The 19,916-nt window shown below is 60.9% G+C and carries 18 protein-coding genes; 14 read left to right on the plus strand and 4 right to left on the minus strand.

Annotated features, from left to right (window positions below):
- Positions 1 to 129: 129 nt before the first annotated feature.
- The 4 genes from K8I84_RS11605 (at position 130) to K8I84_RS11620 (ending at position 5,600) form a co-directional block, all read left to right on the plus strand.
- The gene (locus K8I84_RS11605; RefSeq protein WP_223794922.1) at positions 130 to 561 is read left to right on the plus strand and encodes a MerR family transcriptional regulator; all 432 of its coding nucleotides are present in this window, start codon (positions 130 to 132) and stop codon (positions 559 to 561) included.
- Positions 558 to 3,149, plus strand: a complete 2,592-nt coding sequence (locus K8I84_RS11610; protein WP_223794923.1) for a heavy metal translocating P-type ATPase — start codon at positions 558 to 560, stop codon at positions 3,147 to 3,149. Before K8I84_RS11605 ends, K8I84_RS11610 begins: the two co-directional genes overlap by 4 nt.
- 134 nt (positions 3,150 to 3,283) lie before the next feature.
- Positions 3,284 to 3,733 (plus strand): DUF411 domain-containing protein, encoded by a 450-nt coding sequence (locus tag K8I84_RS11615; RefSeq protein WP_223794924.1) that lies wholly within the window; start codon positions 3,284 to 3,286, stop codon positions 3,731 to 3,733.
- A gap of 154 nt (positions 3,734 to 3,887) precedes the next feature.
- The gene (locus K8I84_RS11620) at positions 3,888 to 5,600 is read left to right on the plus strand and encodes a sensor domain-containing diguanylate cyclase (RefSeq protein ID WP_223794925.1); all 1,713 of its coding nucleotides are present in this window, start codon (positions 3,888 to 3,890) and stop codon (positions 5,598 to 5,600) included.
- A gap of 56 nt (positions 5,601 to 5,656) precedes the next feature.
- On the opposite strand, the gene K8I84_RS11625 is transcribed toward K8I84_RS11620, so the two are convergent.
- The gene (locus tag K8I84_RS11625) at positions 5,657 to 6,778 is read right to left on the minus strand and encodes a hypothetical protein (protein WP_223794926.1); all 1,122 of its coding nucleotides are present in this window, start codon (positions 6,776 to 6,778) and stop codon (positions 5,657 to 5,659) included.
- A 118-nt stretch (positions 6,779 to 6,896) separates the two neighbouring features.
- On the opposite strand from K8I84_RS11625, the gene K8I84_RS11630 reads away from it, so the two are divergent.
- The 3 genes from K8I84_RS11630 to K8I84_RS11640 all read left to right on the plus strand — a co-directional run bounded on the left by K8I84_RS11630 (position 6,897) and on the right by K8I84_RS11640 (position 9,915).
- Complete coding sequence (locus K8I84_RS11630; RefSeq protein WP_223794927.1) at positions 6,897 to 7,571, plus strand: Fe2+-dependent dioxygenase; 675 nt, start codon at positions 6,897 to 6,899, stop codon at positions 7,569 to 7,571.
- Positions 7,572 to 7,655: 84 nt separating this feature from the next.
- Positions 7,656 to 9,647, plus strand: coding sequence for a ribonuclease R family protein (locus K8I84_RS11635; protein ID WP_223794928.1), 1,992 nt, complete (start codon positions 7,656 to 7,658; stop codon positions 9,645 to 9,647).
- A 61-nt stretch (positions 9,648 to 9,708) separates the two neighbouring features.
- Positions 9,709 to 9,915, plus strand: coding sequence for a hypothetical protein (locus K8I84_RS11640; RefSeq protein ID WP_223794929.1), 207 nt, complete (start codon positions 9,709 to 9,711; stop codon positions 9,913 to 9,915).
- Between the two features lie 14 nt (positions 9,916 to 9,929).
- On the opposite strand, the gene K8I84_RS11645 is transcribed toward K8I84_RS11640, so the two are convergent.
- Positions 9,930 to 10,820 (minus strand): acyltransferase, encoded by an 891-nt coding sequence (locus tag K8I84_RS11645; protein ID WP_223794930.1) that lies wholly within the window; start codon positions 10,818 to 10,820, stop codon positions 9,930 to 9,932.
- 197 nt (positions 10,821 to 11,017) lie between these two features.
- On the opposite strand from K8I84_RS11645, the gene K8I84_RS11650 reads away from it, so the two are divergent.
- The gene (locus tag K8I84_RS11650; RefSeq protein WP_223794931.1) at positions 11,018 to 12,178 is read left to right on the plus strand and encodes an alpha/beta fold hydrolase; all 1,161 of its coding nucleotides are present in this window, start codon (positions 11,018 to 11,020) and stop codon (positions 12,176 to 12,178) included.
- A gap of 24 nt (positions 12,179 to 12,202) precedes the next feature.
- On the opposite strand, the gene K8I84_RS11655 is transcribed toward K8I84_RS11650, so the two are convergent.
- Positions 12,203 to 12,889, minus strand: coding sequence for a haloacid dehalogenase type II (locus tag K8I84_RS11655; protein ID WP_223794932.1), 687 nt, complete (start codon positions 12,887 to 12,889; stop codon positions 12,203 to 12,205).
- A gap of 93 nt (positions 12,890 to 12,982) precedes the next feature.
- Between K8I84_RS11655 and K8I84_RS11660 the strand changes: the two genes are divergently transcribed.
- The 6 genes from K8I84_RS11660 (at position 12,983) to K8I84_RS11685 (ending at position 19,435) form a co-directional block, all read left to right on the plus strand.
- The gene (locus K8I84_RS11660) at positions 12,983 to 14,236 is read left to right on the plus strand and encodes an alpha/beta hydrolase (RefSeq protein WP_223794933.1); all 1,254 of its coding nucleotides are present in this window, start codon (positions 12,983 to 12,985) and stop codon (positions 14,234 to 14,236) included.
- 39 nt (positions 14,237 to 14,275) lie between these two features.
- Complete coding sequence (locus K8I84_RS11665) at positions 14,276 to 15,187, plus strand: LysR family transcriptional regulator (RefSeq protein WP_223794934.1); 912 nt, start codon at positions 14,276 to 14,278, stop codon at positions 15,185 to 15,187.
- Between the two features lie 121 nt (positions 15,188 to 15,308).
- Positions 15,309 to 16,529 carry a Bcr/CflA family multidrug efflux MFS transporter gene (locus tag K8I84_RS11670; protein ID WP_223794935.1) on the plus strand — a complete coding sequence of 407 codons (1,221 nt, stop codon included), beginning with the start codon at positions 15,309 to 15,311 and terminating at the stop codon, positions 16,527 to 16,529.
- A gap of 198 nt (positions 16,530 to 16,727) precedes the next feature.
- On the plus strand, positions 16,728 to 17,363 hold the full coding sequence (locus K8I84_RS11675; RefSeq protein WP_223794936.1) for a c-type cytochrome: 636 nt from the start codon (positions 16,728 to 16,730) through the stop codon (positions 17,361 to 17,363).
- Between the two features lie 100 nt (positions 17,364 to 17,463).
- Complete coding sequence (tpx, locus tag K8I84_RS11680; protein WP_223794937.1) at positions 17,464 to 17,961, plus strand: thiol peroxidase; 498 nt, start codon at positions 17,464 to 17,466, stop codon at positions 17,959 to 17,961.
- A 184-nt stretch (positions 17,962 to 18,145) separates the two neighbouring features.
- On the plus strand, positions 18,146 to 19,435 hold the full coding sequence (locus tag K8I84_RS11685; protein WP_263283122.1) for an MATE family efflux transporter: 1,290 nt from the start codon (positions 18,146 to 18,148) through the stop codon (positions 19,433 to 19,435).
- On the opposite strand, the gene K8I84_RS11690 is transcribed toward K8I84_RS11685, so the two are convergent.
- Positions 19,421 to 19,846, minus strand: coding sequence for a thioesterase family protein (locus K8I84_RS11690; protein ID WP_223794939.1), 426 nt, complete (start codon positions 19,844 to 19,846; stop codon positions 19,421 to 19,423). The genes K8I84_RS11685 and K8I84_RS11690 overlap by 15 nt on opposite strands.
- Between the last annotated feature and the right edge of the window lie 70 nt (positions 19,847 to 19,916).

Consider the following 19,916-nt stretch of genomic DNA (forward strand, 5'->3'; position numbering starts at 1 on the left):
AGCGCTTAATTACACGCTTGACCTGTGAGTTACTCACAGGTTTTACGCTATGCTTACTGAGTGCTCCGAGGCTGGCACATTGGTCACCCCTCGGATGCTTTACGACTGCCATACAAGGGGAGCCGCCCCATGAAAGTCAAAGACATAGCGCAAGCCGCAGAGGTCAGTCCGGACACCGTCCGCTTCTATACCCGCGAGGGTCTGCTAACGCCACAGCGGGATCCGGACAACAATTACCAGTTGTTCAACGCCGACGACCTCCGCCGTCTCAGGTTCGCCCGCAAAGCCCGACAGCTGGGTTTCTCGCTTCCGGAAATCCGAACCATCATGGCGCAGGCCGATGATCACCACTCCCCCTGCCCCATGGTGCGGGACGTATTCGAGGAGCGCCTGACCGAAGTGGAGCGCCAGATCGAGGAACTTCAGCAATTGCGCGGACGCATGCGATCTGCCTTGAGCGCCTGGAAGGATATGCCCGATGGCACCCCCGATGGCCATACCATCTGCCAGCTGATTGAACACTGGGACGACGCACCAGACAGCAGGGAGTGCGCATCATGAAAACGTCCGTCACATTGCATCCGGCATTATCGGTGTCCGGGGCCACCTGCCAAGGTTGCGTGAAGAAAATCCGTGCGGCGCTGGAGCCCCTGACCGGGCACGCCGAGCTGATCGAGGTGGACCTCCAGAATCAGACCATCGCGCTCCCCGATGACATTGATCCAGAGCAGGCCGCCAAACGGGTGTCCGAAGCCGGTTATCCGGCCAGCCCACTGGCGGAAAAAGACGACCAGCCAGCGGCCTGTTGCGCCAGCAAAGCGGAGAAGGTCGGGGAAAAGCCCGAGTCCGGGGCCAGCAGTGGCCACGACTCGCACCACGATCACGGCAGTGGCGATGACTCTGGAGATCAGATCACCCTGGCGGTCACCGGAGCCACCTGTGCTTCCTGCGTGAACACCATCGAGAAGGCACTCAACTCGGTGCCCGGAATCACCGGGGCGCACATGAATCTGGCCGATAACACCGCCTCGGTGCGCGGTCAGGCTGACCCGGGCGCGCTGGTAAAAGCCATCGAGCGGGCTGGCTATGGCGCATCGGTGATTGAGGATGCCGACGAAGCGGATGCCGAAAAGCAGCAGAAGGACCAGGCTGAGTACCGTAGCCTGCTGGTCAAAATGGCCATCAGTCTGTCACTCGGGCTGGGCCTGATGATCTGGGGCATGGGTTTTGGCTCCATGATGATCACCGAAGCCAATCAAGGCACCTGGTTAATCCTAGGCGCATTGACGCTGGTGGTCATAGTTGCCACCGGCGGGCACTTTTACACCGGTGCCTGGAAGGCCTTCCGCAACCACAATGCGAACATGGATACCCTGATCGCCCTGGGCACCGGGACCGCGTGGCTCTATTCCATCGTGGTGGCCAGCCTTCCGGCTCTGGTTCCCGAAGCCGCGAGGCATGTGTATTTCGAAGCATCAGCCATGATCATTGGCCTGATCAACCTCGGCCAGGCACTGGAACTGCGTGCCAAGGGCAAAACCTCCGAGGCGGTCCGACGGCTGCTGGATCTGCGCCCCAAGACAGCCCGGGTTATTCGCGATGGGGACGAACGTGAAGTTCCTGTGGCCGAAGTGAAAGTCGGAGACCATATCCGGGTTCGGCCCGGCGAACAGCTGCCGGTGGATGGCGTGATTACCGAAGGCGAAACCCGCATCGATGAGAGCATGCTGACCGGTGAACCCATGCCGGTGACCAAGCAGACCGGTGACGAGGTATCCGCCGGCACCCTGAACACCCATGGTGCCATCGTGTTCGAGGCCACCCGGGTCGGGTCGCAGACCGCCCTGGCGCAGATTGTCCGGCTGGTCAAACAGGCCCAGGGCTCGAAACCGGCCATCGGTAAACTGGCCGACAAAATTTCCTCGGTGTTCGTGCCCGCGGTCATGCTCATTGCTGTGGTCGCGGCGCTGGCCTGGTACAACGTGGGCCCGGAACCGGCGGTCGCCCATATGATGGTCGCCGCCACCACCGTGCTGATCATCGCCTGCCCTTGTGCGCTGGGACTGGCAACCCCCATGTCGATCATGGTGGGTGTCGGCAAGGCCGCCGAATACGGTGCACTGATTCGCCAGGGCGATGCGCTGCAGACCGCCAGCAAGCTGGATCTGGTGATCCTCGACAAGACCGGCACCATCACCGAGGGCCATCCCTCCGTGACCAAGGTGCACGCCGTCGATGGCGATGAGGACACCCTGCTGAGCCTGGCAGCGGGTCTGGAACGACATTCCGAGCACCCGCTGGCTGACGCCATCGTGCGCAAGGCCGAAGAGTTGAATCTCCAACCCGAGGACACCGAGGGTTTCGAGGCTCTGAATGGCCAGGGCGTCCGCGCCCGGTCACAGGGTGAGGTCCTCCGGCTGGGTAATCGCCGCTGGCTGGAATCCGAAGGCGTGGCACTGACTCAGCTGGACGACGCAGCCCAAGCCATCATCGACGACGCCGGTACCCCGCTGTTCCTGGCACTGGGCGATAAAGCGCTGGGGGTGATCGGTGTGGCCGATGCCATCAAGGAGGATTCCCGGGACGCCATCGCCCGACTGCACGACGCAGGCGTTCGGGTGATGATGGTCACCGGTGACATCGAAGGGACCGCCCGCGCGATCGCCGCACAGACCGGCATCGATGAATTCCGGGCCGAAGTGATGCCCGAGGACAAGGCGGAAGTGGTGAGCGCCATGCGGGGCAAGGGCTACACCGTGGCCATGGTCGGTGATGGCATCAACGACGCGCCAGCGCTGGCCGCCGCCGATGTGGGCTTTGCCATTGGCACAGGCACCGATGTCGCCATCGAAAGCGCGGGCATAACACTGATGCGGGGCTCCCTGCACGGCGTGCCGGATGCCATCGAAGTTTCCCGGGCAACCGTACGGAATATTCATCAGAACCTGTTCGGCGCGTTTGCCTACAACACCCTGGGCATTCCGGTCGCCGCCGGTATCCTGTACCCGATCTGGGGCATTCTGATGAGCCCGATACTGGCGGGTGCGGCCATGTCGCTGTCTTCGGTGACGGTGGTGTCCAATGCCAACCGGCTGCGCTGGTTTCGAACCAGCGGGGACTCACAGGGTCACAAGGAGACTCAATCATGATTGGAACGTTACTGGTTAATGCCGCAGGTATTGCCCTGATGGCGGCCATTGTGTGGTGGTTCTGGCTGGCGCCCTCAGCCGGCACCGGAGAACAGCACCACGATCACCACTGAACAACCGATGGGATAAAACCGATGAAAAAACCATTTGCGAGTATCGCCCTGACCCTCAGCCTCGGTCTCAGTTCACCGCTGATGGCCGAGGAGACCACCAACGACATCCATGTGTACAAATCCCCGACCTGTGGCTGCTGTGCTGACTGGGTCGAGCATCTGGAGGCCAATGGCTTCGATGTGGAAGTGACTGACACCAACGATCTCAACCCCATCAAGGTTGAGGCGGGCCTGTCCCGTGGCCTCGCCAGCTGCCATACCGCCTTCGTGGGTGATTACGTAATCGAAGGCCATGTTCCGGCCAGCGATATCCACAGGCTGTTGAAGGAGGCCCCTCAGGCCCGCGGGCTCACCGTTCCCGGCATGCCGGTGGGATCACCGGGCATGGAGACGGGCGATCGCAAAGACCCCTATCAGGTCCTGCTGTTCAATGAGCAGGGACAGACTCGGGTCTTCGCCGACTATCACTGAGGGTCCGGATCGAGAGCTGGTGACGCCTCGACCGGCGTCAAAGCACCCTTTCCGTCTTTCTTAAGGTGCCATTACCTGTCAGTTTTTCTACATGGTGCTGAATAGCTGTTCTATGCTTACCAGTGTTAGAAGAGAAACTGACGGGAATTCCTTCTTGAGCTTGCAAACCCGCCTTCTGGGCCTGATCGCCGGCCTGCTGTTTGCCGCGTCGGGCGCGTCCTGGCTCGCCTATCAACAGCTCTCAGAACATCTGGTCCAACGCTGGGGCCAGCAGGTGGCCGAAGTACAGGTCCGCTACGACAGTGCACGCCTGGTACAATCACTGGAGCGTGAAATCAGCCTGGCCCAGAAGATGGCCAACGCTCCGGTCATGATTCAATGGGCGCACCAGCCAGACGATCCGGCCCTCAAGGCGAAAGCCCTGGGCCAGCTGAAAGAATTCCGCTCCAGCGTCAGTGACAAGAGTTACTTCGTTGCCCTGCTAGCCAACCGTCATTACTACTACAACGCCGGTAACGATACCGACACCCCGTTCAAGTACCTGCTCGACCCCGACGACGCCGACGACAGCTGGTTTTTCACCCTGGTTAATGAAGCGCGGGATCTGAGCCTGGACGTCAATCACGACACCGAACTGGGAGTCACGAAACTTTGGATCGACGTCCTGATGAAGGACGAGAACGACCAGATCCTCGGCGTCATGGGTACCGGCGTTGAGCTGGCTACCCTGCTGGAGGACATCGGTGATGTGGGCCAGCAGGGCCTGACCACCCTGTTCGTCAATTACAACGGTACCATTGAACTCTACCGGGAGCGCAATTACCTGAATGTCGCCGGCCTGATCGGCAACACGCCCAACGCAACCATCGACGGGCTGTTCAACGATCCGGAGGACAAGCAGCAGATACTGGGCATGCTCCAGATGCTGAAACAAAAACCCGGCACCGAAGGTGAGGTGGAAAGCGGCCTGGTCACCATAGACGGCCGGACCCAACTGGCCAGCGCCGCCTTCCTGCCTTCCATTGGCTGGTTCGAAGTCACCCTGCTGGACCTGGAAACCCTGTTACCCCGCAGCTACCTCTGGCCCCTGATTGGCATTTTCCTGGCGTCTCTGCTTCTGAGCCTGCTGGTCCTGCACATTGTGATCCGCTCACGGATCCTGAAGCCAATCGTGACCCTGGAAGGCGCCGTGAAAAAAGTGCGCGAAGGCAGCTTTGAATTACCGAGACTGGACAAGCCCGACAACGAAATTGGTCGCCTGGCCGATCACTTCGAGAAAATGACTCGCTCTCTCGAACAATCCAACCGGGAACTGGAGCGCAAGGTCGCAGCCCGCACGGACGAACTGAGTCGCCTTGCCCGCATTGACCCGCTCACCGGGCTGAAGAACCGGCGAGGTCTGGACGAAGTCATGGAAGAGGAAATCGAACGCGCCAAGCGGCAGGGCACGGGCTTCGGCGTGCTCTGGCTGGACATTGACCATTTCAAAACCATTAACGATCAGCATGGCCACCAGGTCGGCGATGAAATCCTGTGCCGGGTTTCCCTGTGGCTGAAAGTCGGTGTTCGGCCCTACGATCACCCGGGACGCTGGGGCGGTGATGAATTTGTGGTGGTGCTCTCACCTTGCGACGAACAGACCCTGGAACAGATAGCCGCGCGGATCCGTTTGCTGGTGGAACAGGAAAGCCGGAAAACCGGCCTGGCAGTGACCGTGAGCGTGGGTGGTTACCTGTGCCAGCCAGACGACAACTGCGACGCCATTCTCCGGCGGGCAGATCGCGCGCTCTATCAGGCCAAGGAGAAAGGCCGAAATACCGTGTGCATCAGCGGAATGGATGGCGAAAACGAAGCGATAGTGGATTGAGCAGCGTTGTCGAAGCATAAAACCGGGGCACTGAATGCCCCGGTATTCCCTCCGGATCAGTAAAGGTAAGGTGCCAGAGCCAGCTCCAGGCGTGCCTGAGCCGAGTAAAGCTCTGATGCCTCCAATACCGGTTTCTTGGGCGGTACAGCCGTCGGCCAGGCTTTCTGGAGGTTATCCAGCGCCTTATTGGCGTCGCGCCAGGCTTCCTTGTTGGCGTTTGTGAGAACACTCTGCCGGTCATTCAGGTAATTCCGGGCCGCCTCAACGAAGCCACGTCCATCCTGGTATTCGTGAACAGCTACAAACTCACCGTCTTCCAGCGCCTCATCGTACTCAAGCACGGCCTGTTTGGTCAGGGCCAGCACCACCCTGGAGACGGTCGCCGGGCTAACCTCGCCCCGATCATTCACGCCATTCAGCGCTTCCTCAGTGGCCACCCAGGCAGTCTGGAAATCGCCCTGAATGTCATCCCAGCTGTTTGCATCGCCAGCTTTTTCGGCCAGGCGCTCAAGCTTCGGCCCCATGCCCTTCTGACCGCGATGCTCAAGGCCCTCTTCCACCATCGGATACACTTCAACCCAAGGGTGGGTCAGATGTGGGCGGCCCTCGGCCACCTCACCCGCCTTGATCAGTTCGCGGGCCGCCATCATGTGACCTTGCATCATTGAAATCATGGCGGTGTAGGCGCCATCGGAGCTAACAGCGGATACAGAGTTGCCGGCCTCTCCGCCTTCTCCGCCTTCTCCGCCTTCTCCGCCTTCTCCGCCGCTGGCAAAGTAGCTGAATGCAGCGCCAGCTTCACCACCATGGTGTTCACCGCCTTCGCCACCGTGATGCCCACCTTTTTCACCGCCTTCACCGCCTTCACCGCCTTCACCGCCATGGTGCTCGCCGTATTCGCCGCCATGGTGTTCACCGCCTTCGCCGCCGTGGTGTTCGCCGCCTTCGCCGCCGTGGTGCTCGCCGCCTTCACCGCCATGGTGTTCGCCACCTTCACCGCCGTGGTGTTCGCCACCTTCGCCACCATGGTACTCGCCGCCTTCACCCCCGTGGTGCTTGCCGGAGGTCATCATTTCTTCGTCCTGTGCATTGCCGTGTTCATCAGCAACAACACCGCCGCTGGCCAGCATCGTGGCTACACCGATGCCCGTCCACAATTTCAGCTTCTGGTTTTTCATCACAATCTCCTGAATCACGTTATTTGGCACCCGGAAATGAACCGGCTATTTATTGGTGGCTGATAATGAGGCATCATAACCCTCAATTGCAAATAATTCTTATTTACGAGGTATTCCCATGATCTTGTGCATCGGCAATATTCTTTCGGACCAGCAGTTGCGTGAGGTTCGAACTGCGCTGGACTCAGGTCAGTTTGAGGATGGTCGGAAAACCGCGGGTTGGCACGCTCGGCTGGTCAAGAACAATGAACAAATGCAGGTGTCCGATGATTCGGCAAAGGCCCTGCGGGCCAGTGTGGAAAAGTCATTGACCGAGCACCCCTTGTTTCAGATGGCTGTTCGGCCCGCAAAAATGACACCCATTCTGTTCAGCCGCTACCGGGACGGCATGACCTACGGCAATCATGTAGACGACCCGGTTATGGGACGTGGCGCCGGGAGGATTCGCACCGACGTTTCGTTCACCCTGTTCCTCGATGATCCTGAGACGTACGACGGTGGCGAGCTGATGACGGAGACATCAGCAGGGGAACAGTCTTACAAGCTACCTGCCGGGTCTGCCGTGGTGTACCCCTCATCGACTCTGCATCGGGTAGCGCCAGTAACCCGGGGTCAACGTCGGGTTGCCATTGGCTGGATCCAGAGCACCATTCGGGACCCGGCCCAGCGGGAAGTGCTGTTTGACCTGGATACCGCGCGGCGCAAGCTGTTCGAACGGGAAGGCAAAACCACCGAGTTCGACCTGCTGACCAAGTCACTGGCCAATCTCCAACGCTTCTGGGCCGAGGTGTAATTTAGGAAGTCCGCTATCTGACGCCTGACGCCAGAACCGGTATACTCCGGCCCAACACTCATTATCTATCAGCCAGGTTTTTTCATGCTCAATGCCGACGCCCTCAGCCAGTTGCGCCAGCTAAAATCCGACATCAAGGACAACAAGGTGGTTTTCCCAGGCACCGTCAAGGCCACCAACGGACGCTTCGGTTTTGTCGCCCTGGATGAAGGCCGGGACCTGTTCCTGCCCCCCGAGGAAATGCAGAAAGTGTTGCCCGGGGACCGTGTCAAGGTGACCGAGCACGAGGTAGACAGGGGCAAGACCCAGGGCATCGTGGACGAACTGCTTTCCAGCAGCCTGACCCGGTTTGTTGGCCGATATCAGATCAAGGGCAAGGGCCACTTCGTGGTGCCGGAAACACCGGGCATCAACCGCTGGATATTCATTCCCCCCAAGGAGCGAAAAGAAGCCAAGCCGGACGACTACATCTACTGCGAGATTCACCGTCACCCTATCAAGGACGGTAAGGCCCAGGCCAAAGTCTTGCGGGTGATCGGAAAGGCTGGCGAGCCGGGCATCGAGCGTTCCATGACCCTGGCCACCTTCGATCTGGGCGACAATTTCCCGGAAGCCGTCCTCCAGCAGACGGAACAACTGAACGAACAGGCCATTGAAGAGCGCGTGGCAGGCCGCACCGATCTGACCGATCGCCCCTACGTCACCATCGACAGCCCGGGCACCCAGGACATGGACGATGCCCTGCTGGCCGAACCCAACGCCACCGGCTGGACGGTGTCCATCGCCATTGCCGATCCGACCGCCATGATCGAGCCGGGCAGTGCCGCCGAGCAGGAAGCCTTCAACCGCGCTACCGCGATTTACTTCCCCGGTGAACCGCTGCCCATGCTCCCGGACAGCCTCAGCACCCGCCTGTGCTCGCTGGTGCCCGGTGAAAGGCGTCTGGCGCTGGTGTGCGATCTGCAGGTCAATAACGACGGCAGTCTGGGGGAATACAGCTTCCACAGTGCGGTGATCAAGTCCCAGCGCAAGCTCAGCTATGAGCTGGTGGCCAACCTGATCGATGGTCGCGAGGACGAGGATATCAACGCCCTGCCGGATGTCGTTGCCAACAGCCTGGACCAGCTGCATCAGGTCGCCACGGTATTGCGCAAATGGCGCAATGAAAACGCCCTGCTGAGCACTGACCGCCCGGAATTCCGGCTGCGTCTGGATGAAAACAAGCGCATCCGCCAGATTGAGCCAGCGCTGCAAACCGAAGCCCACAGACTGGTGGAAGAGTGCATGGTCGCAGCCAACCGCTGTGCCGCCGATTTCCTGAGCCAGAAGCCCTCTGGCCTGTTTATTCAGCACCCGGGTTTCCGGGAGGACCGGCTGGACAATATCCGTACCCTGCTGAAGGATCACGCGCCACAGCTCGCCGAGGTGGACATTGCCAGCCCCGCCGGATTCCGCCAGCTGATGAAAGACACCGAGGCACTCGAGGCTCAGGTTCCGGTAAAAGCCATCGTCTCCCGCCAACTGGCCCGTGCCGAGCTTCGACTGCAGCCGGCACCGCACCAGGGTATGGGGCTGGACGCCTACACCACCTTTACCTCCCCGCTGCGCAAGTTTTCCGACTTCTACGTGCACCGTCTGATCAAATCGGCCCTGTGGGATCACCCGATCAAGGCCCTGTCCAACGAGCAACTTGAGCAACTTCAGCAGGCCCAGATCCGCGCCCGACAGGCGGCCAACAGCCTGGAGGCCTGGCTGAAGAGTGATTTCGCCAAGACGCTGGGCGACGAGGCCCTGCCGGGGATCATCAGCCGCACCATTCCCGCCGGCTTTTTTGTGCGCCTGGACACGAACGGTCTGGAAGGGTTTGTCAGCTGCAAGGACCTGGACGGCAAGTACGGTTTCGACCCGGTCACCCTGCGCCTTGTGCACAACAAGAACGGGCGGATTTTCCAGTTGGAACAGACCGTCACCGTACGCTTTGCCAGCGTCGACGAGGAAAAACGCCAGATCAGCTTCCAGCTGGTAAGCGCGGACGAGGTGACACCGCCAGCCGGTGACAACGAACAGGCCGGTTGAAAAACCGGCCGGACGGGCGCATCGTAATCTAGTAGGCCATTGTGTCTAATGGAGGTGCGCCATGCCCATTTCGCCCGACGAATTCCTGAAGAAATACGGCTTCGACAAGGAAGACGAAGAGCGGGACCACAGCTTGCGCCATAACGCCATGGAACACGCCAAGCACCTGCGCCGACCGCACGCCGGCACGCCCCATGACTGGGAGGATTGGGAGCGTTTCAAGGAAGAGCACCCGGAGGATGTTGAAGAAGAGGGCGACGAACACTGACCGTCGCCCCCGGCTCAGCCCAGCATCCGCTCCAGCCGTTCGTCTTTCGCCCGCCACTGCTCAGCCAGCCATTCCTTGACGTTGCGACGATGCTCGGCGTCCGCTGAATAATCCTTGCCCCTCAATTCCTGCGGGATCGCCACAGTGTCGATCTCCATACGGATGGTCTCAACCCGCCCACACAGGAAATCCCAGAACGTGGGTGCACCGCCCGGGTAAGCAATGGTGACGTCCACCAGGGTCTGGATGGAATCGCCCATGGCATCCAATACGAAGGCCACGCCGCCCGCCTTTGGGGTCAGCAGGTGCTGGTACGGGGATTTCTGCTTGTCGTGCTTGGCCTGGGTGAACCGGGTGCCTTCCACAAAGTTCATCACGCTCACCGGCGTGTAACGGAATCGCTCGCAGGCGCGTCGGGTGGCCTTCAGGTCTTCACCACGCTTCTCCGGGTGCTTGATCAGGTACTCCCGGCTGTAGCGCTTCATGAACGGGAAATCCAGGCCCCACCAGGCTAGCCCGATCACCGGCACCCAGATCAGCTGCTGCTTCAGGAAGAATTTCAGGAACGGCGCGCGGTGATTGAACACCCTCTGCATGGCCAGGATGTCCACCCAGCTCTGATGGTTACTGAGCACCAGATACCAGCCTTCCCGCTTGAGTTGCTCGTCGCCGGAAACCTCCCATCGGGTGGACTGGGTCAGTTTCATCCAGCCCACGTTACAGGCTACCCAGGCCTCAGCGATGGCAATAATGACCTTGGTGCAAAGCACCTGAAAGCCCTTGATCGGTATGATCAGTTTCAGGATGGCGGGGATGTAGAGAAGAAGGCACCAGAACAGCGTATTAATTCCGAGCAGGATGGCATTCAGAACACCAATCACCGGGGCGGGCAAAAAACTGAGCATGTCATTCCTATTATTTTGTTGTCTGCAAGCGGGGGCAATCATACCAATCGCATAAGCCAATGGGCAGTGGCCGAAAGTGACTTCATTGCCAGAGAGACAGGACAGTTTTGCCATAGTCCTGTCCAGACTGGCCAGCTTATTGTTGTGGCGCCCTTTTTTGCTCCATACTTCCGGGCTGATTTGCTGTGGAAACCAACATGCCGAACTTCCTGACGTCTGTTACCAACCAAGCCTCGCAACTCTCACGGGCCACCAGGCACGCCGCAAGCTACGCCGGCAATGCTTTTGACCGGGTCTTCCGCCCCGAGCGCCTGGTGCGAGCCGGTAAGACCTCCTATGAGGTCATTCACCGGGATGGGCTGGTCAGCCTGCGTTACTACCCTCCCCTTCAGGAAACCAGCATCGAACTGGATGACCTCACCATTCCGGTGGAGCAGGAGACCCATCGCACACCGGTGGTCATTATCCCGCCCCTGGCGGTGAATATGCTGATCTACGATCTGCTGCCCCAGCGCAGTCTGATCCGTTTCCTGCGGGCCCGGGGATTCGAGGTGTACCTGATCGACTGGGGCGTGCCCACCCGGGAACACAGCCATTACAACATGCACACCTATGTGGCCGAGTTCCTGCCGGCGTTTCTGAACAGGGTGCGTAAGCACAGCGGGGAACAGGAGCTGTCACTGCACGGCTGGAGCATGGGCGGCATGTTCACCCTGTTTTATTCCGCCCTCAGCAAGGACCAGCACGTGCGCAACGCCATCGTGGTGGGTTCGCCCATCGACAGCCACGCCTCCGGTATTATCGGTGTGCTGAACCAGCGCATGGCGGACGTTGCGGAAGTTATCCACAAGCGAACGGGGTTTCGCCTGCACGACGTCCGGCCGGACTGGCTGCACACGCCGGGCTGGGCCAACTCCATCGGGTTCAAGCTGACCAATCCCATGGCCACCGCCCGGAGCTACTGGGAACTGCTGGTTCGCCTGGGCGACCGGGAGTTCGTGTCCGACCATACCAGTACGGCGGCGTTTCTTGATCGCATGGTGGCCTACCCCGGCGGCATCATTCAGGACACCGTCGTCCGGGTGTGGCTGGATAACCAGTTATCCCGGGGCCGGATCCGCATCGGTGACGACGTTGCCTTGCTGGAAAACATCAACGCCAACCTGCTGGCCATTGCCGGAGAAGACGACACCCTGGTAACACCGGATGCCGCCGGCAATGTGATGGACCACGTCAGCTCGAAAGACAAAACCTTCCGGGTGGTACCCGGTGGCCACATGGGCATTCTCGCCGGCAGCCGGGCGCCCAAGGCCAGCTGGCTGGCACTGGCGGACTGGCTGGCCGAACGCTCTGATTAGGACGCGCTGGCCAATCAGCCACTGTCAGGAGCCCTGATTCAGTAAGGTTTTCAGGGCGTCCGGCAGCTCACCAAGGCCACCAATCACCGCCGAGGGCTGGATGTTCCAGTCCTCGAACACCCGCCGGTTATCCCGTTGCACCCACACCGCCTGCAAGCCGGCGGCACGGGCGCCGATCACATCCCAGGCATTGCTGGACACCAGACACAAAGGTTCATCCCAGGCCCCGGTAGCCCGTCGGGCATAGGCATACACCGCCGGGTCCGGCTTGAAGCTTTTCACATCGTCCACCGACACCAAACCATCAAACAGCGGCAACAACTGGTTGTGCCCGAGCACCTTTTCCAGCGCCGGATAGCTGCCGTTGGAAAAGGCAAACATCGGGTAGATCCCTTTCAGGGCCTTGAGCGTTGGCAGGGCATCGTCGAAGGCGGGCAGGGACAGGTAACTGGCCATCAACTCGTCTTCCCGTTCACCGGACAGCGAGAGCCGGTAACTCGCCATGGCAAAGCGCAACGCCTGCCGGGTGCATACGCCAAAGTCCTCGTACGCCCGCATCAACCCTTTGCGAAAGGCAAACTCCACCTGCTTTTCGCGCCACAGGGCCGCCACCCCCGCCGCCGCATCGCCGGCATCCTGCTCGAGAAGATCTGCCATACTCAAGGGATCGACCAGGGTACCGTAGACATCAAAGGCGAGTCGTAAGGTCATAACAAGTCTCCGTCATCCAGTTATTGCCAGCAGGGCGTACATACAGGGACACGATGTCACGCTTCCGAAAACCCTAACACACAGTGCTGCCACATGGCCCAGACAACCGGCCCATCAATCTGCTCATCATGGACGGGGAGCATCGGTATTTTCCTGATCCTGCTGCTGGGTATTGCCATCACCGCCTGCGCCCAGAACCCGGCGCTGTACAGCCCCGGGGACGACCAGCTGGACGCCGAACCTTTCAGCGATTTCGCCGACTACCAAAACCGTGCCCGGGCGTATCTGGAAGCCAATCTGACCCCGGTCGAGGGCTTCCCGCGCAGCGACCAGGTGGACTGGAACCTGCCCTTCTCGCTACCACCCGCTGATCACTGCGCCGAGGCACCGGAGACGGGCCTGTTGCTGATCCATGGTCTGAGCGACTCGCCCTTCGTGTTCCGGGATCTGGCCCGGGCCCTCTCAGTTCGCTGTATCGGGGTTCGAACCCTGTTGCTGCAGGGCCACGGCACACGACCAGGGGATATGGTCAAAGCCAGCGCCGACGTCTGGCGGGAACAGGTTCGCCAGCAAATGGCTGACCTGGCCAGGGAGGTGGACCACCTGTTTATCGGAGGCTTTTCGCTGGGCGGGGCCCTGGCCACCGAGTATGCGCTGTCCGGCCAGCAGCCACAGGTGGACGGGATCATTGCCCTGGCCCCGGCCTGGCGACTCAACGGCCTGGACAATTACCTCTGGCTGGCCGGTATTGCCGATCTGTTTGCAGACTTCGTTGAGGAAGAGCCGGAACTGAACCCGGTGAAATACGAGTCGGTGACGCTCAACGCCGGCAGCCAATTGGCCGATGTGCTCGGCCAGACCCAACGGTTGCTCGAACAGCCGGCAGCCCCCCTGCCTCCGTTGTTTCTGGTGGCCACCGAAGCCGATTCCGTGATTGATCTGGGCTATCTGGTGCAGACGTTCCGCCAGCGGTTCCGGCATCCGGACAACCGGATGCTGGTCTTCCGGGATCTGCGTAAACCCTGGCCCGACAACTGGGCCGATCCCCGCATTCAGTCACTGGACAGCTACCTGCCCGAAGAAAACATTCTGGAGTTCTCCCATCAGGCACTGGCCATCGCCCCGGACAACGAGCTTTACGGGCGGGGAGCCCCGCTTCAGCGTTGCCTGGAACCCAACAACCTGACTCTGGCGGAGTGCCGAAAACTACCCGCAGGCCAGCTCTGGTTCAGTGCCTGGCACGACGACCCCCGGCCGGTGCCCACCAGCAGGCTTACCTACAACCCCTGGTTTGATGTGTTGTCCGGGCACATGGCCGCCTTTATCCGCCGCCAGACCCCACACTAAGCGTTTCCGCAGCCTGAGCTCTGGGGTAGACTGCGATTCATGAACCCTGTTGATACATTGAATCTCGACCTGCGGGCCCTCGGCACCTTCATTGCAGTGCTGGACGAGGGCAGCGTATCCAAGGCTGCCATCAAGCTGGGCGTCAGCCAGTCGGCGGTCAGCCACACCCTGGACCGCCTGCGCCAGGCCCTGGGCGACCCCCTGTTTGTGAAGTCCGGCCGGGGCATCACGCCGACCCGCTACGCCCAGCAGGTCGGACCGCACATCCGGCAGATTCTGGACGATCTGCAATCCCTGGCGTCAGGACCGTTCTTTACCCCGCAAAGCGCGGAATTCACCTTCACCATTGCCGCCAACGACTACCAGCGGGATCTGCTGCTGCCGCCCCTGGTGGAGACCCTACGGCGCGAGGCTCCGGGTATCCGGCTGCAGGTCATTCCCTCCGGCATCCCCAGCGCCGATATGCTGCGCAAAGATCTCTGTGACCTGATTATTTCCCCCCACGCGCCAGAAGCCACCGACATCATGCAGCGGGGGCTGATGGCCGACCGCATGGTGGTGTTCTACGACCAGAACGTGCGAGAAGCCCCGAAAGACCTGGCGGAGTACCTGCAAGCCGACCACATCGCCCTGCTGTTTGCCTCCGGCGAAAAGCCGGCCCTGGAAGGCGCCATGTCAGCCCGGGGCCTGAGCCGCCGGAACGTGGTGACCGTTTCCAACTTCTCCGGCCTGCCGGAATTCCTGCGCGGCTCCGACCTGCTGGCCACCGCTCCGGAGCGGATGAGTAATCACTTACTGCGAGACTTTGCCTGGACCCCGCTGCCCTTCGAGTTCAAGCCTTTTACCCTGCTGATGCTGTGGCACCGGCGCAACCAGAACGACCCGGCCCACCGCTGGCTGAGAAACCAGGTCAACAGCGTGGCTGCCACCATGAATGGCCTGAATCAGTAATTCATCAATTTCATTCATATATGGTATGAGCCCGCCGGTTGTTATCTTCTGCCCCGCCGGCCACTAGACTCCGTGTCCTGCCCACTAATTCCAGTGGACTTAAGGGATTACGGAACACACCATGCTCGCACTGACCAGTGTCTGGACAACCATTCTGCTTGCCGCGGCGGTCGCCCTTGGCCCGCTCGCCACAGACATGTATCTGCCGGCCCTGCCGCAGATTGGCAGCGATTTTGGTGTGGGCACAGACAAGGTCCAGTTAACCCTGAGCCTGTACCTGGCCGGCTTCGCCCTTGCCCAACTGATCTGTGGTCCCCTGTCCGACCGGTTTGGCCGCAAGCCGATCATGGTGGGTGGCCTGATTCTGTTCGCCCTGGCCAGCATTGGCTGCGCCATGGCCACCTCCATTGAAACCCTGATGGTGTGCCGCTTCCTGCAGGCGGTCGGCGGTTCCGCCGGTCCGGTCCTGGGCCGTGCCACCATCCGCGATATCTACCGCCCGAGGGACGCTGCCCGGATCCTGGCCATTGTCGCCAGTATCATGGCCCTGGCCCCGGCGATCGCGCCGACCGTGGGCGGTGTGCTGGTATCCGGCCTTGGCTGGCATTCCATCTTCCTGGTCCTGGGTGCCTACGGCCTGCTGATGGCCCTGGTCGTGGCCTTCGGCATTCCCGAGCCCATGCGTCCGGAATACCGACAGCCCCTGCGCCTGTGCTCCCTGATGCGCAACTATCGCCGTATTGGTACCGACATCAGCTTTGTGGGCTACACGCTGACCAATGCCATGGTGTACGGCGGCCTGTTTGCCTTCCTGTCCGGCTCCTCGTTCGTACTGATCGAATTCCTGGGTGTGGCGCCCGAGCATTTCGGGCTCTACTTCGCCTGCATGGTGGTGGGCTATGTGGTGGGCAATCTGGCCGCCGTTCGCCTGGGACGCACGCTTATGCCAGACCAGATTCTGGTCCGCGGACTGGTGATTGCCGTCGCCGGGGGTGGCCTGATGGCAGCCCTGGCGCTGTCCGACCTCTACAATGTTTGGGCGGTGGTCCTGCCCCAGGCGCTGTTCATGGTGGGCACCGGCCTGTTGCTGCCCCAGACCATGGCCGGCGCGCTGGCTAACTTTCCCCGTATGGCCGGCTCGGCCTCGGCCCTGTTCGGTTTCGTCCAGATGGCCACGGCCGCCGTCGCCGGGGTACTGGTGGGCTACCTGCACGATGGCACGTCCATGGTCATGGCCACCATCATCGCCATCTGCGCCTGCGCGGCGCTGGCCAGCTATCTGCTGCTGGTACAACGGCATCCCGCCCGCGGCTTCGAGCCACAGGGCGCGTCCGCTAACTGATGACCTGCCACCAGAGCCTTTGCAAGAGGCTCCGGTGGCCTTCCGCCGTCCTTTTGATTTGGCTCAGGTTTTCGGCAAATTCAGCGTCTCCGGCCGGTTTTTCGATTGAGCAAACCGGCGCAAGCCTTTAGTTTCCCCGCGTTACTCAAAGTCCGGGCCAGTGATCACACTGGCTGAGTTGTTGTAGGAGGGGGAACCATGCGTCTGACCATTGGCGGACTGATCATTGCCTGCAGTGCCTTGTGCGCAAGCGCAACAGCTCAGGCCCAGAACTATCCACACATGCTGGACCGCATGAACGAGATACGCCAGCATCCCGGACAAACCGCCGACGCCATTGCCGCCGGTCAGGAACGCGCCCAACTGTGTGGCTACTGTCATGGCAGGGACGGCAACAGTGTCCGCAACCACATCCCCAACCTGGCCAGCCAGAACCCCGAATACCTGCTCAAACAGTTCCACCTGTTCGCCACCGGTGAACGGGAAAGCTACGTGATGGAGCAGGTTGGCCGGATGCTGACCGCCGATGAAATGGTTAACCTGTCGCTGTTTTTCGCCAGCCAACCCGTCACCGCTCAGACCGCGGTATCAGCGTCGAAACTGGGCCGGGAAAAATACCAGAACTTCTGTTTCGCCTGCCACGGCGAACAGGGTGAGGGCAACCGTGACATGCCACGTCTGGCGGGGCAGAAAAAGGAATTCCTGATCAAGGCACTGACCGATTTCAAACAAGGCAAGTCAGCCCGCGCCAACAGCCCGATGGTGAAGATCATGCGCGCGGTGGACAGTGGAGACATCGAGCCGCTGGCCGACTACATCGCCGCCATGCCCTAGCTTGACTATACTTTCGCACAGGTAGTCATGGAGCAGACAGGGTCCCGGACGGCAGTTCAGGCCCTGTTTTTGTTATGAGCAACGGCTGGAGCCCCACTGAATGAGCAAGGTCACACTCGACGGTAACCCCCTGGAACTGAGCGGCCATTTCCCGGCTGCGGGAGAATACGCCCCGCCCTTCACCCTGACCAACAGTGCACTGGAAGAAGTAAAACTCGAAAGCTGGGCTGGCCAGCGCAAGATACTGAATATCATTCCCAGCATCGACACCAGTGTGTGTGCGACCTCTACCCGCAAGTTCAATGAACAGGCAAGCAACCTGGAGAACACCGTTGTGCTGGTGGTCTCGGCCGACCTGCCCTTTGCCGCGTCCCGGTACTGCGGTGCGGAGGGCCTTAAAGACGTGGTCACCCTGTCCACCTTCCGCAATTACAGTTTCCAGCAGGATTACGGCGTAGCCATCCAGAATGGCCCGCTGGCCGGACTCTGCAGCCGGGCCGTGGTGGTGCTGGACGAAAACAACCGGGTTCTGCACAGCCAGCTGGTGCCGGAAATCAAAGACGAACCGGATTACAACGCCGCACTGGACGTACTCTGAGCCCATCAATCCACCACCTTCGCGGTTCGCTTCGCCGGCCGGGTCCGCATAACCCACGACCCGGCTCAGCAGGCATGCACCGGCAGACCTGTTAAAATCCCGGCCCCATTTGCCAGCAGAGCCCTCAAGCCGAATCGTGAGCAGCCTCCCCGAAAACACCAGCCTGTCCCGCCAGCTCTACTCCATGACCTGGCCCATGCTGTTTGGCGTGCTGTCGCTGATGACCTTCCAGCTGGCCGACAGTGCCTTCATCGGTCAACTGGGGCGGGATCCCCTGGCCGCGCTGGGCTTTACCCTGCCCATGCAGCAGCTGATCATCGGCCTGCAGGTGGGCCTTGGCATCGCCACCACGGCGATCATTTCCCGCACCCTTGGCGCCGGGGATGAACTGCGGGCCTTCCGGCTGGGTGGCCTGGTGATCACCGTCGGTGGTGCGCTGGTAATGCTGCTCTGTCTGGGCCTGTGGCTGTTCCAGTCACAGATCATGACCGCATTGGGCGCCGAAGCGACCCTGCTGCCCATGATCCGCAGTTACTGGCTGCCCTGGCTGATCGCCGCCTGGACCGGTGCCGTGTTGTACTTCGGCTACAGCGTGTGCCGCTCCCACGGCGACACCAAGCTGCCCGGCTACATGATGATGGCCACCAGCCTGCTGAATATTGCGCTCGACCCGCTCTACATATTTGTTTTTGACTGGGGCCTGCCCGGTGCCGCCTGGGCCACGGTGACCTCCTTTGCGCTGGGCTGCCTGGTGATTTACCCCAAGATCCTGAAACGCCAATGGGCCCGCTTCGATCTGGGCCAGCTTGCCCTGGGGCGGGCACTGAGGGAATTGAACGGCATTATGGCACCGGCCATGGTCAGTCAGCTGATGCCGCCGTTGTCCGCCATGCTGGCCACCGCCCTGGTGGCCGGGTTCGGTTCGGCCGCCGTGGCTGCCTGGGGCCTGGGCACCCGCCTGGAATTTTTCTCCATTGTGGTGGTGCTGGCCCTGACCATGTCCATGCCCCCCATGGTGGGCCGGATGCTCGGTGCCGGGGACATCGAACAGATCCGCAAGCTGGTTCGGATTGGCGTTCGCTTCGTGGTGGTCTGGCAGCTGGCCATTGGCCTGATCTGGCTGGTGGCGTCCGGCCTGGTGTCGGAGCTGTTCAGCAGCGATGGGCAAGTCCAGGACGTTCTGGCGGGCTACCTGGTACGGGTTCCACTCAGCTACGCCGGCCTGGGGGTATGCATGCTGATGGTCTCGGTGTGCAACGCACTGGGACTGGCCATGCGGGCCCTGCTGGTGTCCACCCTGCGGCTGTTCCTCTGCTTCCTGCCATTGCTGTGGATCGGCAGTCAGCTCGGGGGCATTTACGGACTGATGACCGGGGCGACCATCGGCAACCTGTTCGCCGGCGCGATGGCCTACAGCTTTTACCGGGCCGGCATGAACGGCCTGCGGACCCGGGTTGCCTCAGCCGAAGCGTGAACGGAAGTCTTCAGGCATGGGGGAAACCTGCTTTTTCCGGTAGTCAAAGAAAACAAACCCGTATTTTGCCATGGCGACCGGCTGACCGCTCTGGGCCTTGGTCACCCGGAACACGAAATCGCCCCCGTACTTGTTGAAATCCATAACCCCAACCTCGAACCGGAGCATCTCCGGAAAAAAGGACTCGGACTGATACATGGTGGCCAGATCCGTGACGATGATACCGATACCGTCCTGGCCGGCTTCCTGAAGGCCAAAATTCACCAGAAACTGCGCCCGGGCTTCGGACAGCATGGAGATCAGGGCATCATTGCCCAGGTGATTGGCACCGTTGATGTCGGTGATGCGAACCGGCATGCAGGTTTCGAAACGGAACACCTCATCGGGGAATTCGAGCTGGACTCTGGCCACTGCAACGTCCTTTCAGGCGGATAGGGAGGAGGCCGCATCATACCCACTTGGTCCCCGAGGTTCATCCCGC

It is taken from the genome of Marinobacter sp. F4216 (genome assembly GCF_019931195.1).
Classification (GTDB): Bacteria; Pseudomonadota; Gammaproteobacteria; order Pseudomonadales; family Oleiphilaceae; genus Marinobacter; species Marinobacter suaedae.

Excerpts from the sequence above, each read along its gene's own strand:
- K8I84_RS11655 (WP_223794932.1), bottom strand. The coding sequence starts at position 12,889 with ATGACCTTACGACTCGCCTTTGATGTCTACGGTACCCTGGTCGATCCC.
- K8I84_RS11605 (WP_223794922.1), top strand. The coding sequence starts at position 130 with ATGAAAGTCAAAGACATAGCGCAAGCCGCAGAGGTCAGTCCGGACACC.
- K8I84_RS11635 (WP_223794928.1), top strand. The coding sequence starts at position 7,656 with ATGCTCAATGCCGACGCCCTCAGCCAGTTGCGCCAGCTAAAATCCGAC.
- K8I84_RS11640 (WP_223794929.1), top strand. The coding sequence starts at position 9,709 with ATGCCCATTTCGCCCGACGAATTCCTGAAGAAATACGGCTTCGACAAG.
- K8I84_RS11665 (WP_223794934.1), top strand. The coding sequence starts at position 14,276 with ATGAACCCTGTTGATACATTGAATCTCGACCTGCGGGCCCTCGGCACC.
- K8I84_RS11610 (WP_223794923.1), top strand. The coding sequence starts at position 558 with ATGAAAACGTCCGTCACATTGCATCCGGCATTATCGGTGTCCGGGGCC.
- K8I84_RS11660 (WP_223794933.1), top strand. The coding sequence starts at position 12,983 with ATGGCCCAGACAACCGGCCCATCAATCTGCTCATCATGGACGGGGAGC.
- K8I84_RS11675 (WP_223794936.1), top strand. The coding sequence starts at position 16,728 with ATGCGTCTGACCATTGGCGGACTGATCATTGCCTGCAGTGCCTTGTGC.
- K8I84_RS11630 (WP_223794927.1), top strand. The coding sequence starts at position 6,897 with ATGATCTTGTGCATCGGCAATATTCTTTCGGACCAGCAGTTGCGTGAG.
- tpx (WP_223794937.1), top strand. The coding sequence starts at position 17,464 with ATGAGCAAGGTCACACTCGACGGTAACCCCCTGGAACTGAGCGGCCAT.
- K8I84_RS11650 (WP_223794931.1), top strand. The coding sequence starts at position 11,018 with ATGCCGAACTTCCTGACGTCTGTTACCAACCAAGCCTCGCAACTCTCA.
- K8I84_RS11625 (WP_223794926.1), bottom strand. The coding sequence starts at position 6,778 with ATGAAAAACCAGAAGCTGAAATTGTGGACGGGCATCGGTGTAGCCACG.
- K8I84_RS11645 (WP_223794930.1), bottom strand. The coding sequence starts at position 10,820 with ATGCTCAGTTTTTTGCCCGCCCCGGTGATTGGTGTTCTGAATGCCATC.
- K8I84_RS11670 (WP_223794935.1), top strand. The coding sequence starts at position 15,309 with ATGCTCGCACTGACCAGTGTCTGGACAACCATTCTGCTTGCCGCGGCG.
- K8I84_RS11685 (WP_263283122.1), top strand. The coding sequence starts at position 18,146 with ATGACCTGGCCCATGCTGTTTGGCGTGCTGTCGCTGATGACCTTCCAG.
- K8I84_RS11615 (WP_223794924.1), top strand. The coding sequence starts at position 3,284 with ATGAAAAAACCATTTGCGAGTATCGCCCTGACCCTCAGCCTCGGTCTC.